11 protein-coding genes are annotated in these 13,041 nt (G+C 52.5%); 4 read left to right on the top strand and 7 right to left on the bottom strand.

The annotated features are described in order from the left end of the window. Positions 1-2 precede the first annotated feature (2 nt). Entirely contained in the window at positions 3-953 is a 951-nt protein-coding gene (locus E0F26_RS00775; protein ID WP_279242136.1) for an AAA family ATPase, read from the bottom strand. A gap of 19 nt (positions 954-972) precedes the next feature. Then, a complete protein-coding gene (gene moaA, locus E0F26_RS00770) occupies positions 973-1,974 on the bottom strand; it encodes a GTP 3',8-cyclase MoaA (RefSeq protein ID WP_279242135.1) in 1,002 nt (333 codons plus the stop codon). A 36-nt stretch (positions 1,975-2,010) separates the two neighbouring features. Between moaA and E0F26_RS00765 the strand changes: the two genes are divergently transcribed. After that, on the top strand, positions 2,011-3,408 hold the full coding sequence (locus E0F26_RS00765; RefSeq protein WP_279242134.1) for an SLC13 family permease: 1,398 nt from the start codon (positions 2,011-2,013) through the stop codon (positions 3,406-3,408). A 54-nt stretch (positions 3,409-3,462) separates the two neighbouring features. Here the strand turns inward: E0F26_RS00765 and E0F26_RS00760 are convergent, their stop codons facing one another. After that, a complete protein-coding gene (locus E0F26_RS00760) occupies positions 3,463-3,942 on the bottom strand; it encodes a peroxiredoxin (protein WP_279242133.1) in 480 nt (159 codons plus the stop codon). A gap of 288 nt (positions 3,943-4,230) precedes the next feature. Between E0F26_RS00760 and E0F26_RS00755 the strand changes: the two genes are divergently transcribed. Both E0F26_RS00755 and E0F26_RS00750 read left to right on the top strand, forming a co-directional pair. Continuing rightward, positions 4,231-5,421 carry an efflux RND transporter periplasmic adaptor subunit gene (locus tag E0F26_RS00755; protein WP_279242132.1) on the top strand — a complete coding sequence of 397 codons (1,191 nt, stop codon included), beginning with the start codon at positions 4,231-4,233 and terminating at the stop codon, positions 5,419-5,421. Between the two features lies 1 nt (position 5,422). Further along, the gene (locus tag E0F26_RS00750) at positions 5,423-8,527 is read left to right on the top strand and encodes an efflux RND transporter permease subunit (RefSeq protein ID WP_279242131.1); all 3,105 of its coding nucleotides are present in this window, start codon (positions 5,423-5,425) and stop codon (positions 8,525-8,527) included. A gap of 92 nt (positions 8,528-8,619) precedes the next feature. Here the strand turns inward: E0F26_RS00750 and E0F26_RS00745 are convergent, their stop codons facing one another. The 4 genes from E0F26_RS00745 to E0F26_RS00730 form a co-directional block, all read right to left on the bottom strand. Next, complete coding sequence (locus E0F26_RS00745) at positions 8,620-10,179, bottom strand: phosphoenolpyruvate carboxykinase (protein WP_279242130.1); 1,560 nt, start codon at positions 10,177-10,179, stop codon at positions 8,620-8,622. Positions 10,180-10,223: 44 nt separating this feature from the next. After that, the gene (gene hslO, locus E0F26_RS00740) at positions 10,224-11,093 is read right to left on the bottom strand and encodes an Hsp33 family molecular chaperone HslO (RefSeq protein ID WP_279242129.1); all 870 of its coding nucleotides are present in this window, start codon (positions 11,091-11,093) and stop codon (positions 10,224-10,226) included. A 95-nt stretch (positions 11,094-11,188) separates the two neighbouring features. Beyond that, a complete protein-coding gene (gene rpsT / locus E0F26_RS00735; RefSeq protein ID WP_279242128.1) occupies positions 11,189-11,452 on the bottom strand; it encodes a 30S ribosomal protein S20 in 264 nt (87 codons plus the stop codon). Positions 11,453-11,543: 91 nt separating this feature from the next. Next, complete coding sequence (locus tag E0F26_RS00730) at positions 11,544-11,768, bottom strand: hypothetical protein (RefSeq protein ID WP_279242127.1); 225 nt, start codon at positions 11,766-11,768, stop codon at positions 11,544-11,546. A gap of 138 nt (positions 11,769-11,906) precedes the next feature. On the opposite strand from E0F26_RS00730, the gene E0F26_RS00725 reads away from it, so the two are divergent. Further along, complete coding sequence (locus tag E0F26_RS00725; protein ID WP_279242126.1) at positions 11,907-13,040, top strand: 1-acyl-sn-glycerol-3-phosphate acyltransferase; 1,134 nt, start codon at positions 11,907-11,909, stop codon at positions 13,038-13,040. The last annotated feature ends 1 nt before the right edge of the window (position 13,041 follow it).

Genomic DNA, 13,041 nt, shown 5'->3' with positions numbered 1-13,041 from the left:
CGTTAGCTGGCCTGGGAGGCCTTAACGTCTTGGCTAAGTAATTCGGTGAGATTGTCTACCACGGTACTCAAATCGTCCTCGTATTTGAGGAGTGCGTTTAAGGAACTGCGGACAAGTTCTTCATCTAGCGAATCAGCATGCAATAAGACCAAGCTCTTCGCCCAATCGATGGTCTCAGAAACCGAAGGGAGTTTCTTCAGATCGAGTTCACGTACTTTGCTCACAAAGGATGTGAGATGGTCGGTCATAGCTTCGGTAATTTGCGGTACTCGCGCTCGGACAATTTTCCCTTCCAGCTCTGTGGTGGGGAAGTCGATATGGAGGTGCAGACAGCGCCGTTTTAAGGCGTCGGATAGATCGCGCGTGTCGTTACTGGTTAAAAAGACCAGTGGCTTGGAGCGGCCTTTTACGGTGCCTAGCTCAGGAATAGAGACTTGGAAGTCCGAGAGCACCTCTAGTAACAGCGACTCAAATTCAAAGTCAGCCTTGTCAATCTCATCGACCAGTAGAACAACACCGTCATCGGCATCGATTGCTCGAAATAAGGGTCTTGGTTCCAAAAATTCTTTGGAGAAGAAAACGTCATCGAAACTGTGCAGTCGCTCTATCGACTCACGGAGCCCTGTAGCGCCCTCCATGACTTCAGCTAACTGCGTTTTCAGCAGCTGGGTGTAGAGAAGTTGCTTGCCGTACTTCCACTCGTAAATTGCTTTCGACTCGTCGAGACCTTCGTAGCACTGCAGTCTAACCAGGGGAGCCCCGGTAAGTTCGGCACAACTTTTGGCAAGTTCGGTCTTACCCACGCCTGGGGGGCCCTCTACCAGAATAGGTTTTTCGAGTGCGGCGGCTAAGTAGACGACGGTGGCTATCTGTTCGTTGCAGATATAGCCCTCGGCGGCAAGCGATTCGATAATACTCTCGACGCTCCCCAGCTTTGGAAACGAGTGTGACATAGAAAATCCTAGTTTGTGATCAACCGCCCGTGACGTTCATTAAGCGAACAACTTGAGGCTCGTCTGGTTGATCGAACACGTGACGTTCGGGTTTATACGCAAGCGCGGCAACAATTGCACGTTTCAAGCTGGACGAATCCATGTCGCTTCTGAGCATTTGCCGCAAATCTAGCGCGTTTTCGTGCCCTAGACACAAAACGAGTCTACCGTCAGGCGTCACTCGAAGCCGGTTGCAAGAGTCGCAAAAGTTATGAGTGATGGGGGAAATAACGCCCACCTCAGTGGAGGTCCCTTCAATGGCATAGCGCCTTGCAGGACCGTCCGCCGCGCCACCAACGATGGGCAACAGAGAAAATCGTGATTTAATTGTTTCAAGCACTTGAGCCGAGGGTACGAGACTGAGTTCGCGCTCAGTTTGAGTAATGTGGCCCATTGGCATTTCTTCGATAAAGGCAATATCAATACCCTTTTTCAAGGCATAGTCGAGAAGCGGCTCAATTTGTTGCTCGTTCTGACCGGTTAACAACACGGTATTGAGTCTGATCCGCTGAAATCCGGCCTCAATGGCAGCATCAATGCCACGCAGAACCTTATCAAGGTGGCCCGTGCGAGAGAGTTCCGCGAATTGTCGTTCGCAAAGCGTATCGAGGCTGACGTTGATCCGTGAAACGCCCGCGTCCACCAGTGGTTTGGCTAAAGTCGTCAGTTGACTGCCGTTAGTAGTGAGTACGAGTTCTTTGAGTCCGTCGATAGTATTGAGCCTGCGTGCAATACCAACGATGTCGGGGCGGATCAGAGGCTCACCGCCTGTCAGACGAATTTTTTCGACACCCAACTCAACAAATAAGGTGGCTAGTCGGATAACCTCGTCCTCGGACAGCACCGATTTGCGTGGTAAAAAACGCATCTCCTCGGTCATGCAATACTGGCATCGGAAGTCACAACGATCCGTTACGGATAATCTGAGATAACGAATGCGACGGTCGAAGGTATCGACAAGGGGAGACAGCTGAGATTTCATGCCGATAGTGTAACGAACAAGTATGGGTAGTGCGCAATGCCGAAGTCGAATTCGTATAATTTGAGTACATCAATAATCCCCGGTTTAGTAGCCGCGGTGACGGTAGGTCTGCTATCCCACCTCTTTGATCAGTCACACGCGGCCTCTATGACCAGCGCAGTGGCAATACTTTGCGTTTTTTGGTGGATTTTTGAGCCAATCCCCATTCCAGTGACATCACTCGTACCCATGGCGCTCTTACCCTTGCTGGGTGTGATTAGTCCAGCAGATGTCGGCGCAGCATACGGGTCGCCGCTCATTTTGCTTCTCATGGGCGGCTTTCTCTTGTCAAAGGGAATGGAGTCAACGGGCGCACACACGCGTATAGCGCTGACTGTGGTGCGTCTTGTGGGTGCGAACGAACCGCGGAGGCTGATACTAGGCTTTATGTTGGCGGCCGCGTTGCTCAGCATGTGGATTTCGAATACGGCGACGGTTTTGATGCTGTTACCGGTAGCGTTGGCCGTTATCGCGTCGTCGAGTGCCCCTAAGGCGCTCGCACCACCACTGTTATTAGGTTTGGCATGGGCATGCAGCATTGGTGGCCTAGGAACGCCGATTGGGACACCGCCAACGCTTATTTTTATGCAAGTTTACGAGGAGACTACCGGGACGGCTGTCTCCTTTAGCGAGTGGATGACTTGGGGAATTCCAGTGGTCGCTTTGATGGTTCCAACTATTGCGCTATTTCTCGCTCGGCAAGTTCCCAATGACCTCACAGTGGCGCTTCCTGACATTGGTGAGTGGCGCAGCGCAGAGAAGCGTGTGCTCGTTATATTCGCCCTCACAGCCTTGGCCTGGATGACACGTACAGAGCCTTTTGGAGGCTGGCGCGAGTGGCTTGATATGCCCATGGCCAATGATGCGGCGGTCGCATTTTGTGCTGTGATTGCTATGTTTGTAAGCCGAGATAAGACCGGTGAACCCCTTATCAGCTGGGAACAAGCGAGTGCGATACCCTGGGGCGTACTGTTGCTATTTGCCGGGGGTATTACGCTTGCTAAGGGGTTTGTTGCGTCCGGATTGAGTACTCAGGTAGGAGAGCTACTCGCGAACTTGGCGTTAGTCCCCACGCTCTTTGCGATTGTCATGGTGGCGATTCTTGTGACCGCGCTTACGGAGGCGACCTCAAATACCGCAACCACAGCGCTGCTAATGCCGATATTGGCGGCGGCTTCGATGGCGGCTCAGATTGATCCATTAATTTTGATGGTTCCTGCAGCCATGAGCGCCAGTTGCGCTTTCATGCTGCCTGTTGCAACAGCACCGAATGCTGTGGTGTTCGGGACAGGGCAGATTGGCATTCAAACCATGGTGCGATGGGGCATTTGGGTGAATGTGCTGGGTGTTGTGGTAATCAGTGCGGTTGTGTTTGGGGTGACGGCGGCACGCTAACCGAAATTTTTTAACGTGACGCCCTCACCACCTTGGACTGTCTCTAATGGAAAATTAGAGTAAAGCCATCATTGTCTCAGCGGAGCTTGCGTCAACACCGGGCCCATCCTCGACATTGATGTGCGAGATAACACCGTTGTCTACGATCATTGCATACCGCTGGCTACGCTTACCCATTCCAAAGCCAGTTCCGTCCAGTGTCAGACCCATCGCATCGGTAAATTGGCAGTTTCCGTCAGCCACCATAACGATCTCACTGGCGTTCTGAGCCTCGCCCCATGCGCCCATAACAAAGGCATCGTTGACCGACAGGCATGCAATGGTATCGACGCCAGCCGCTTTAATTTTGTCCGCTGTAGCGACGTAGCCAGGCAGGTGCGCCATTGAGCAGCCCGGTGTAAAGGCGCCTGGAAGAGCAAACAGCAAAACGCGCTTACCGTTGAAAAGATCGTCTGTGGTGAGCGGTGTAGGGCCTGAATCGCCCATAACCGAGAGCGTACAAGATGGGACGTTATCCCCAGAAGAAAGAGCCATTGGAGTCTCCGTAAAGGTTAGAAAGTGAAGATGGTGTGTAATAGTTGATATCCACCATAGTCAGCGAAAACGGTGCCGGTAGGCAAGGCCTCAGACTATTTTTCTGGGGATCTAACGCGGTCAAGACGCGGATCTGCGCTTGTATTTTTTTCGTATTAAGCGTGCGACGGGTCTTTCAATCTCTCGCGTATATTGTCGTAACACCTAAGGGACAAAAGCTAGACGCCACACTTGTTTTTACGTGGTCTTGTCCCCAAATCTACGCTCTCACTAATATTGGAATGAACTATGTCTGACACCGCCGAAGGAATCGCAGTGGTCTCGCGGCTTTCGATTCGAAAAATTGCGATTGCGGTGCTTGCAACGCTCGCTGGTTTAGTCGCGACTTGGGTAGTGCTGACGGCGAAGTCCGAGCCCCAGGCGGGTGCGCCTCCAGAGCGCCCTGCGCCGATGGTTGAGGTGATCGACGCTGCGCCCGCTGTGCATCAGTTGCGCGTGAGAACGCAGGGCACCATTAGTGCAAAAACGCAGGTAGACCTCGCCGCCCAAGTTGCGGGCAAAGTAGTTGAGGTGAGTGAAAGTTTTGCCGATGGTGGATTCTTCCAGACGGGCGATATTTTGCTCACGATTGAACCCGATGACTACGAATTCGCGCTCGCGAGAACACAGGCCTCACTGGCTCAGGCAGAGCAGCGCCTAGCAGAGGAGCGCGGGAGGAGCCGGCAGGCTGCGAGAGAGTGGCGGGAATTGGGCACGGCTGAGGCTAACGATCTCTTTTTACGAAAGCCACAGCTCAGAGCTGCGGAACTGGCGGTTACCGCGGCCAAGGCCGATGTTGCGGCCTCTCAACTGGCACTTGAGAGGACCATTATTCGAGCGCCTTTCGATGGGCGCGTCCTACAAAAGCGCGCAGATGTGGGGCAGTTTGTTGGTAATGGGACGCCGCTGGCGCAAGTGTATGCAATTGATGCATTGGAGTTGCGCTTACCCATTTCCGATGCGCAGTTGGCGCTATTACCGGAGAGACTTCTTACGTCATCGGGTGGTTTGGTGGGGTCATCTGCAGCGGTGACGGTCAATATTGGTGACAAGGTTTGGAATTTCTCGGCACCTATCGTCCGCTCAGAAGCTGAAATCGATCGACGCAGTCGCGTCGCGAATCTCATCGTTGAGTTTAGTGGAAGCCCGGCGCTTGCCTCAGGTAGACCGGCGCTCACACCGGGTGTCTTCGCGAGTGCTGAAATTTTAGGTCGTCCCGTACCGCAGGTTATTGAGCTCTCAAACACGGCGCTGAGTCCCGATGGGCATATTTTGGTCGTCAACGAGCAATCCACCTTGGAGCGCAAGGATGTCTCCGTTGTTAATCGAGACAGCGATCGTGTCTGGGTGTCGGGTGTTGCCTCGGGTGACGTGGTTGTCGCAGAACTGAACAATACCTTGTTTCCAGGTTTGCGCGTTCAAGTGATGGCGGTTAACTGATATGAACGGGCCCGTTACTTGGTTTATTAAAAACCCTATCGCTGGGAACTTACTGATGGTGCTTCTAATCATCGGCGGGTTTGCCAGTATCCCCAAGCTGGATAAGCAGTTTTTCCCTACGCCCGAAATAAACCAGATCGAGATTCGAATGGAGTTTCGCGGCGCAAGCCCGAGTGAAGTTGAGGAACAAATCTCAGTCAGGATAGAAGAGGCGGTTCATGATCTAAATGGGATCGAAGAGCTTCGCTCCGTCTCGCGAGAGGGACTGGCTATCGTTATGGTGGAAGTCGAGAGCGACTACCCAACACAAAAGCTAACCAACGATATCAACACCCGCGTTGATGCAATCCGCACGTTTCCGTCTGATGCAGAACGACCTACCGTCACTGAATTGACTTACCGGCATCAAATGGGTCGCGTTCAAATTTACGGTGATCTCAGCGAGCGGGAGATGAAGCAGCTGGGCGAGACGTTGCGAGATGAGCTAGTACGTCAGCCGTGGGTCTCGATTGTTGAGCTTCAAACCGCGCGTCCCTACGAAGTGTCAATTGAGGTCGCCGAGGAGAGCCTTCAGCGCTACCAGATTACGTTTGATCAGCTCGCCAATGCGGTGAGGCGAGCATCGATCAACCTGCCTGCAGGGTCGGTCAAGCGAGAGAGCGGCGATTTGCTTATCCAGACTCGTGGTCAGGCCTACGATCGTGCTGATTTTGAGTCGATTGTTTTGCGCAGTGACCTCTCCGGACAAGAGCTTTTACTCAGTGATGTCGCCACAATTAGGGACACCTTTGAAGATATTGACGTCGACATTGAGTTTAACGGTCAGCGCTCCCTTGGCTTGAACGTCTATGTCACGACTTCCCCCGACGTTATCCTGACAACCGATACGGTTAAGGCATGGGTTGCCGAGCGGTCGCAGACCCTACCCGAAGGCGTTTCGCTCGAGTTCTGGCAGGATCCGTCTAAGTCGTTCAAGGAGCGCGTCAGAACCCTAGTATCGAATGGCTTGGGCGGGCTGGTGCTCGTTATTGTCGTTCTCATGTTGTTCTTGCGGCCGATGCTGGCATTTTGGGTCTCGGTCGGCATTGTCGTGGCCTACATGGGGACCTTGTTTGTGCTCCCCTATACAGGTCAGGGGCTGAATATGATCTCCCTCTTTGCCTTCTTACTGACGTTAGGCATTGTGGTTGACGATGCGATTATTGTCGGTGAGTCGGTGCACTCAGCACAAAGTCGTGGATTGAGCGGTGAGCATGGGGCATTAGTTGGCGCGAGGCAGGTTGTAAAACCCGTGGTCTTCGCTGTGATTAGCACCATGGTTTTTTTCGCACCCATGTTCTTTTTGCCTGGAGAGTGGGGACCCGCTTCGATGGGTATTCCGGTCGTTGTTTGTCTGGCTTTGGCGTTTTCACTCATCGAGAGTTTATTGATTTTGCCGTCACACTTGGCGCACATGAAGCCTGAACCGGATACGCCACCCACTAGCTGGCTCGGACGAACGCGCAGAGCCTGCGCTGATGGCTTGTCGTGGTTTGCGAACGATCGCTATCGGCCATTTCTTGAGAAATGCCTGCGTAACCATGCCATGGTGGGCGGTTTCTTCCTGGTTATGCTGTGCCTAAGCTTGGCGCTGTTTGGTGGCGGCTATCTAAAGAGCGCCTTTTTCCCGCGTGTTAATTCTGACTTTGTGGTGGGCAATGTTGAGATGCCACAGGGCGGCGCATTTAGCGATACGCAGGCGATGCGCGATCGAATGATTAACGCGGCAGAGGAAATCAAAGCAAGCTACAACACGCAGCCACGATTTGCTGAAACAGGTGCGATCGATAATATTTTAGGTGTCGCGGGCGGCAACAAAATCGATTTGGTCATGCAAACGGTTAGCGACGACCTTGATACAGAGGAGGTTGCAAAGCGCTTGCGTGAGCGACTCGGTGATCTTTCTGAGGCCAAGGATGTTCGCTTTGACTTCACTATTCGTGATCCGGGAAAGCCGATTACATTGCAGTTCGCGTCAGACAGTATTGCTGACTTGGAGTTGCTGGCCGGAGAAGTTCGATCATCGCTTGAGCGGTACCCTGGGGTGTTTGATATCAGCGACAGTTTCGATGCGCCGCTTGAGGAGCTTGTTCTCTCCTTAAAGCCTGCGGCCGAAAACTTGGGGATTACCCTGGCTGATGTGGCAACACAAATTCGGCAGGCATTTTATGGGGAGGAAGTGCAGCGTATTCCCCGTGATGGTGAAGATGTGCGGGTGATGGTGCGATACCCAGAGTCCGAACGCAGAGCCATCGCCAATATTAATTCGATGTACATTCGCACCAGTAGTGGTAGGGAGGTGCCGTTTTCGACAGTGGCGACTTATCGCGTCGAGACGGGCTATCAATCGATAGAGCGTGTTAATCGCCTCAGGACGCTCGAGGTTGCGGCGGATGTCGCTGATGACGGGGCAGCGCCTCGTGCCATCGTTGAGTCTATTTTGCAGAACGACGGGCCGATGTGGTTACAGATGTATCCGGGGCTCTCGATCAATATGGATGGGGAGTTACAGGAGGAAATAGAGTTCCAGCAAGCCATGGTTTACCTGGGCATGTTGTCGATGCTCGTTATTTTCGGACTGATGGCGATTGCGTTTAAATCGTATTGGCAGCCCTTTCTCGTTCTCACTGCAGTCCCCTTTGGATTGATGGGCGCCATCTTCGGGCACTGGATGCTGGGATGGCAGGTCAGTATGTTTTCCATCATGGGTGTGATCGCGTGCGCAGGCGTTGTGGTCAATGACAACCTCGTTTTGATCGACCGCATTAACAATCTACGAGCCGAGGGGATGGACCTTGAGAGTGCGTTGTTACAGGGCGCCACCGACCGCTTTCGCCCGATTATTCTAACGTCGGTAACGACCTTTGTTGGGCTTGTTCCTATCATGTTGGAGACAAGCGTTCAGGCGCAGTTCCTCATTCCTATGGTTGTCTCTTTGTCCTTTGGCGTTATGTTTGCAACGGGCGTAACACTTGTTCTGGTCCCTGCGCTGTATCTGTTGGGTGACGATCTTGGCCGGCTGTTCGGGACCTTGTCGCGTAGAGGGTCGAAGGCGCTGGCATCGTGAGAGCCTAGCTCAGCGAAGTGAACAAAAGAGTTAAAAAAAGGGGCCTCTTGGGCCCCTTTTCTTTTTAAAACATCAGTCTTCCCAAGCGGGCCTCATTTCGGACCTGCCGCAATAATCGCCTCGCTGATATCAAATTTTTGAATATTCGCCGTGAACAACCCGGCCAATTGCTTAGCTTGCGCATCGTAGGCGGCGTCATCACCCCAGCTTGCTCTGGGGTCAATGAACTCCTCCGTCACGCCCGGAATGCTCACTGGGAAATCAAGATTCAGCGCATCGATGTGTTTGGTCTCGACATCAAGAAGGGCGCCACTTTGCGCTGCGGCTACAACGGCTCGGGTCACCGGGATGGGGAAGCGACTGCCTTTGCCGTTAGCGCCACCTGATCCACCGGTCCAGCCGGTGTTAATCAAGTACACCTGAGACCCAAAATCTTCGATGCGTTTCATCAACAAATCGGCGTAGTCCTGGGCGGGTCTTGGCATAAACGGTGCGCCAAAACAGGTACTAAACGTCGGATGGATTCCCGCTTCAGCACCCAATTCGGTTGAGCCGACGCGAGCGGTGTAGCCCGACAAGAAGTGAAAGGCGGCAGCTTCTTTTGATAATAAGCTAACGGGCGGCAGGACGCCGGAGACATCGCAGGTTAAGAAGATAACGCATTTGGGTTCGCCACCCATGTTAGTCGCAGAGCGTTTCTCGACGTGATAAAGCGGGTAACAACATCGGCCGTTCTCAGTGAGCGACGTATTGGAATAGTCCGCATGGCGGGCTTCATTGAGCGCCACGTTTTCAACGATGGCACCAAAGCGAATAGCATCCCAAATGATGGGCTCATTTTTCTGACTTAGGTCGATAGTCTTGGCATAGCATCCACCTTCGATATTAAAGACGGAACCCGTGGACCAGCCATGCTCATCGTCGCCAATGAGATAGCGTGCGGGATCGGCGGAAAGCGTTGTTTTTCCTGTGCCGGATAGCCCGAAAAATAGCGTGGTGTCACCTTCATCGCCAATGTTTGCTGAGCAGTGCATTGGGAGAACGTCTTTTTCTGGTAGCAGGAAATTCTGAACCGAGAACATGGCTTTTTTCATTTCGCCGGCATAGCGCATACCCGCAATGAGCACTTTGCGCTGACCAAAGTTAATGATCACAACACCATCAGAATTTGTACCGTCACGCTCCGGCACGCAGACAAAATCTGCGACATTTAAGATCTTCCACTCGGCCTTATCTGACGGGTTGTAGTTTTCGGGACGAATGAACATATTGCGACCGAACAGGCTTTGCCATGCGGTTCCCGTCGTAACCCTTACCGGAAGGTAATGGTCGGAATGCTCACCGACATGCAGGTGCTGTACCCACTGTTCGTTGTTGGCGACGTGAGCCTTAACCCGGTCCCACAGCGCGTCAAATTTATCCGAGCAGAACTCGCGATTCACGCTGCCCCATTCAACAGCGTCTTCGCTAGACGGCTCACGGACGATGAATCGATCAGCGGGTGATCGTCCCGTTCTGTGGCCCGTTTCAACCCGGAGCGCACCGGTGTCGGTTAAGCAGCCCTCTTTGCGGTCCAAAGCCATTTCAATGAGTTGAGCGGCATTGTTGTCTGTGTGTTTGATCGGTGCTTGTGCACTCTGTTCAACGGTCATTTATGTCTACTTCCAGTGTGAGTGTGAAGAAAACGTGTGCCAGATCAGTGGAGAGTAGGCTCCTCTTCTGGTCTAACGTCGGATAACGAATATGAGTAGCTTTTGCTGCACATTTCGCAGTTCATCGTCACTGTTTCTTGCTCCTCAAAGAGCTCAGTGATCTCATGTTTCGGTAGTAAGCGGATGGCATTTAAGCTTCGCTCACTCGAGCAGTTACATTCGAAAACGATCCCCTTGGGCTCGAAACGCTTAACTGTCCATTCATTAAAAAGTCGGTAGAGAAGTTGGTCAGTCCCCACGGCTATGAGTTCGCGCCCCGTCACGGTGTCAGCGAGTGCGCAGAGCGTCTGCCACTGGTCAAACCGCACCGTCTCATCCGAAACGACTTGCTTTGGAAGCTGCTGTAGCATCAGCGCCGCGGCGACACCGTTCTCGGTTGATAGCCAAAATTTGGTGGCTAACTGCTCGCTCTGCTCAAAGTAATCGCTGAGCACATCGCACAGCTCGTCGCGTTGTGCAGCGATGACGCCTTGGTAACGCTGTCCTGTTTCAGGCTCGATCGTCAGGGTCAAAACGCCGCTTGGCAGAAGTGAACTTAAGGGGCCTTGTGGCGCGTCTAGTTGGCCCTTGGCCAGACCTCTGACTTGGCCCTCCGAGGAGCATTCAACCATGACAAGTGAGACCGGTCCGTCGCTGCGCCCTTGAAGCACAACGCGCCCTCTAAATTTCAGGTTATTGCTGATGACAACTGTCGCTGCAGCGAACTCACCGAGCAAACGCTTAACGCCGTCTCCATAAGGATGGGCCGCGTAAAGATCGTTGAGAACATGGTGCAGGGTAACCGTCTCACCACGCACATCCGCGTCTTCAAATAAGAAGCGGAAACTGTTGTCGGTGATGGTTGTAGTAGACATGCCGCTAGTTTAACAAGCTCGCTTAGTGGGGAGCGTGGAAACTAGCGTAGAATATTCACAATCGAGCCGCTGTATGACGGCTCGAGGCGTTGGTGTTATGCCAGCGCCTTAACTTTTGCATTTAAACGACTCTTGTGACGTGCCGCTTTATTCTTTTTGATGATGCCCTTGTTGGCCATACGGTCAATGACAGGGACCGCACTGTTGTACGCTTCCTGCGCAGGGCCGTGTTCGCCAGCGCTTACAGCAGCGAGAACCTGCTTCATCTTGGTGCGAACGAGCGAGCGTAGGCTTGCATTATGAGCGCGTTGCTTGTCGTTCTGTTTTGCTCTTTTACGAGCCTGTGGTGAGTTCGCCACGAAATCTCTCCGGAATTCAAAGGGCGCAGATATTGGGTGAGGTCGATGTCTATGTCAACCGCTCAGCGCCCATACGGTAATAATGTCTAAGTTAGAGCCCTAGGATGACTAATAACCAGCCAACACTGGCAAGTAAAAGGGTCTCTTTGGCTTCTGCAAAACGGAAAAGTGCGTAGCCATAGCCAACAGGTGGCAACAGGAGCGAGAACATGCCCCATGCATAGTCTTCTTTCCATGCTGTTATGAGGAGTAACGCCCAACTCAATAGCAAGCAGGACACTCCCAAAAACATCAAATATGCGCTAGATGCTTCCATCTCTTCTTCTCCGCAGGTAGGGTTCACGACGGGTGGCGATGCTACCAGAATATGCAGGCTAGAAAAGGCCAAATGCGTTAATAATGGGATTCAAAGCGATCAATCTTTATTGGTTGATTCGATATCGGCAGTAATTAAATGGCAGACCTCTACAGCGAGATAAGACCTTACCGAGATGCCGAAGTCAGTGCGGTGGTTGATGCGCTCTTATCAGACAATGAATTCATCGACACGCTCATGGCGTTGAGAGGCAATAAAGTTGCTCAATGGCTTCCCGGTGTCGCGCGGTTGTTTGCTCGACGTTTCTTGAGAAAGCAGTTGGTGGGCGTTGACACGGTCGAGGCATTTCAGGGTTTGGTTAAACCTCGTCTAGACAAAGTTGTGGCGTCAACTTCAGTGTTTACCAGCGACGGAATTGAGCAACTGTCTGCCGAGAGCTCTTATTTGTTTATCAGTAATCACAGAGACATTGTCATGGACTCCGCCTATGCCAATATCGTGCTGGTAGAACAGGGCCACCGAACCGCGCAAATCGCAATTGGCGACAACCTACTGCAGAAGCCTTGGGTGTCCCACCTTATGCGAATTAATAAAAGCTTTATTGTTAAACGTAATTTAAGTGGTCCTAAGCAACAATTGGCAGCGTCTAAGGAGCTAGCAAGCTTCATGCGCAGTGCCATCGAGGAAAACAGAGGTTCACTCTGGATTGCGCACCGAGAAGGGCGCGCGAAAGATGGCAATGACAGAACCGAGGCCGCAGTGCTAAAAATGCTGACACTGTCGCGTGATAAGCCACTTGAGTCGCCGGATGATGTGTTGGGAAAACTCAATATTGTGCCGATTACTATTTCCTACGAACTTGATCCTTGCGATGTTCGAAAGGCTCAGGAGTTGGCAGTAGGTGACAACTACCAAAAGCGTCAATTTGAGGATCTTGAGAGTATTGCAGCGGGTATTACCGACGAGAAAGGGCGTGTGCACCTGCAGTTCGGGACGCCGCTTACCCAAGATACGTTATCAGTTGCCGCGGCAGTGGAGGCGATCGACAAACAAATGGTCGAGAACTACCGTCTCTTTCAAACCAATATCTGGGCCTACGAGGCATTGGGTGGGGATAATATGACTCAATGTCCTGATGTACCTACCGCCACCATTTCTCACGCTCAGTTTATGGCGCGGTTCGACGGCCTGACCCCTCTGGAACGGAATCTGGCGCTTTCGGCGTACGCCAAGCCGGTTTTCAATTGGCTTCATCATTTAGCGAAGAGTTGAT

This window comes from Candidatus Paraluminiphilus aquimaris (genome assembly GCF_026230195.1).
Lineage (GTDB): Bacteria > Pseudomonadota > Gammaproteobacteria > Pseudomonadales > Halieaceae > Luminiphilus > Luminiphilus aquimaris.
The sequence above is the reverse complement of the archived record's forward strand: the minus strand, read 5'-3'. Positions and strand labels throughout refer to the sequence as shown.

What these genes read in the sequence shown, in the direction of transcription:
- E0F26_RS00775 (WP_279242136.1), bottom strand. Translation starts at nt 953, where the DNA reads ATGTCACACTCGTTTCCAAAGCTGGGGAGCGTCGAGAGTATTATCGAA.
- moaA (WP_279242135.1), bottom strand. Translation starts at nt 1,974, where the DNA reads ATGAAATCTCAGCTGTCTCCCCTTGTCGATACCTTCGACCGTCGCATT.
- E0F26_RS00765 (WP_279242134.1), top strand. Translation starts at nt 2,011, where the DNA reads ATGCCGAAGTCGAATTCGTATAATTTGAGTACATCAATAATCCCCGGT.
- E0F26_RS00760 (WP_279242133.1), bottom strand. Translation starts at nt 3,942, where the DNA reads ATGGCTCTTTCTTCTGGGGATAACGTCCCATCTTGTACGCTCTCGGTT.
- E0F26_RS00755 (WP_279242132.1), top strand. Translation starts at nt 4,231, where the DNA reads ATGTCTGACACCGCCGAAGGAATCGCAGTGGTCTCGCGGCTTTCGATT.
- E0F26_RS00750 (WP_279242131.1), top strand. Translation starts at nt 5,423, where the DNA reads ATGAACGGGCCCGTTACTTGGTTTATTAAAAACCCTATCGCTGGGAAC.
- E0F26_RS00745 (WP_279242130.1), bottom strand. Translation starts at nt 10,179, where the DNA reads ATGACCGTTGAACAGAGTGCACAAGCACCGATCAAACACACAGACAAC.
- hslO (WP_279242129.1), bottom strand. Translation starts at nt 11,093, where the DNA reads ATGTCTACTACAACCATCACCGACAACAGTTTCCGCTTCTTATTTGAA.
- E0F26_RS00730 (WP_279242127.1), bottom strand. Translation starts at nt 11,768, where the DNA reads ATGGAAGCATCTAGCGCATATTTGATGTTTTTGGGAGTGTCCTGCTTG.
- E0F26_RS00725 (WP_279242126.1), top strand. Translation starts at nt 11,907, where the DNA reads ATGGCAGACCTCTACAGCGAGATAAGACCTTACCGAGATGCCGAAGTC.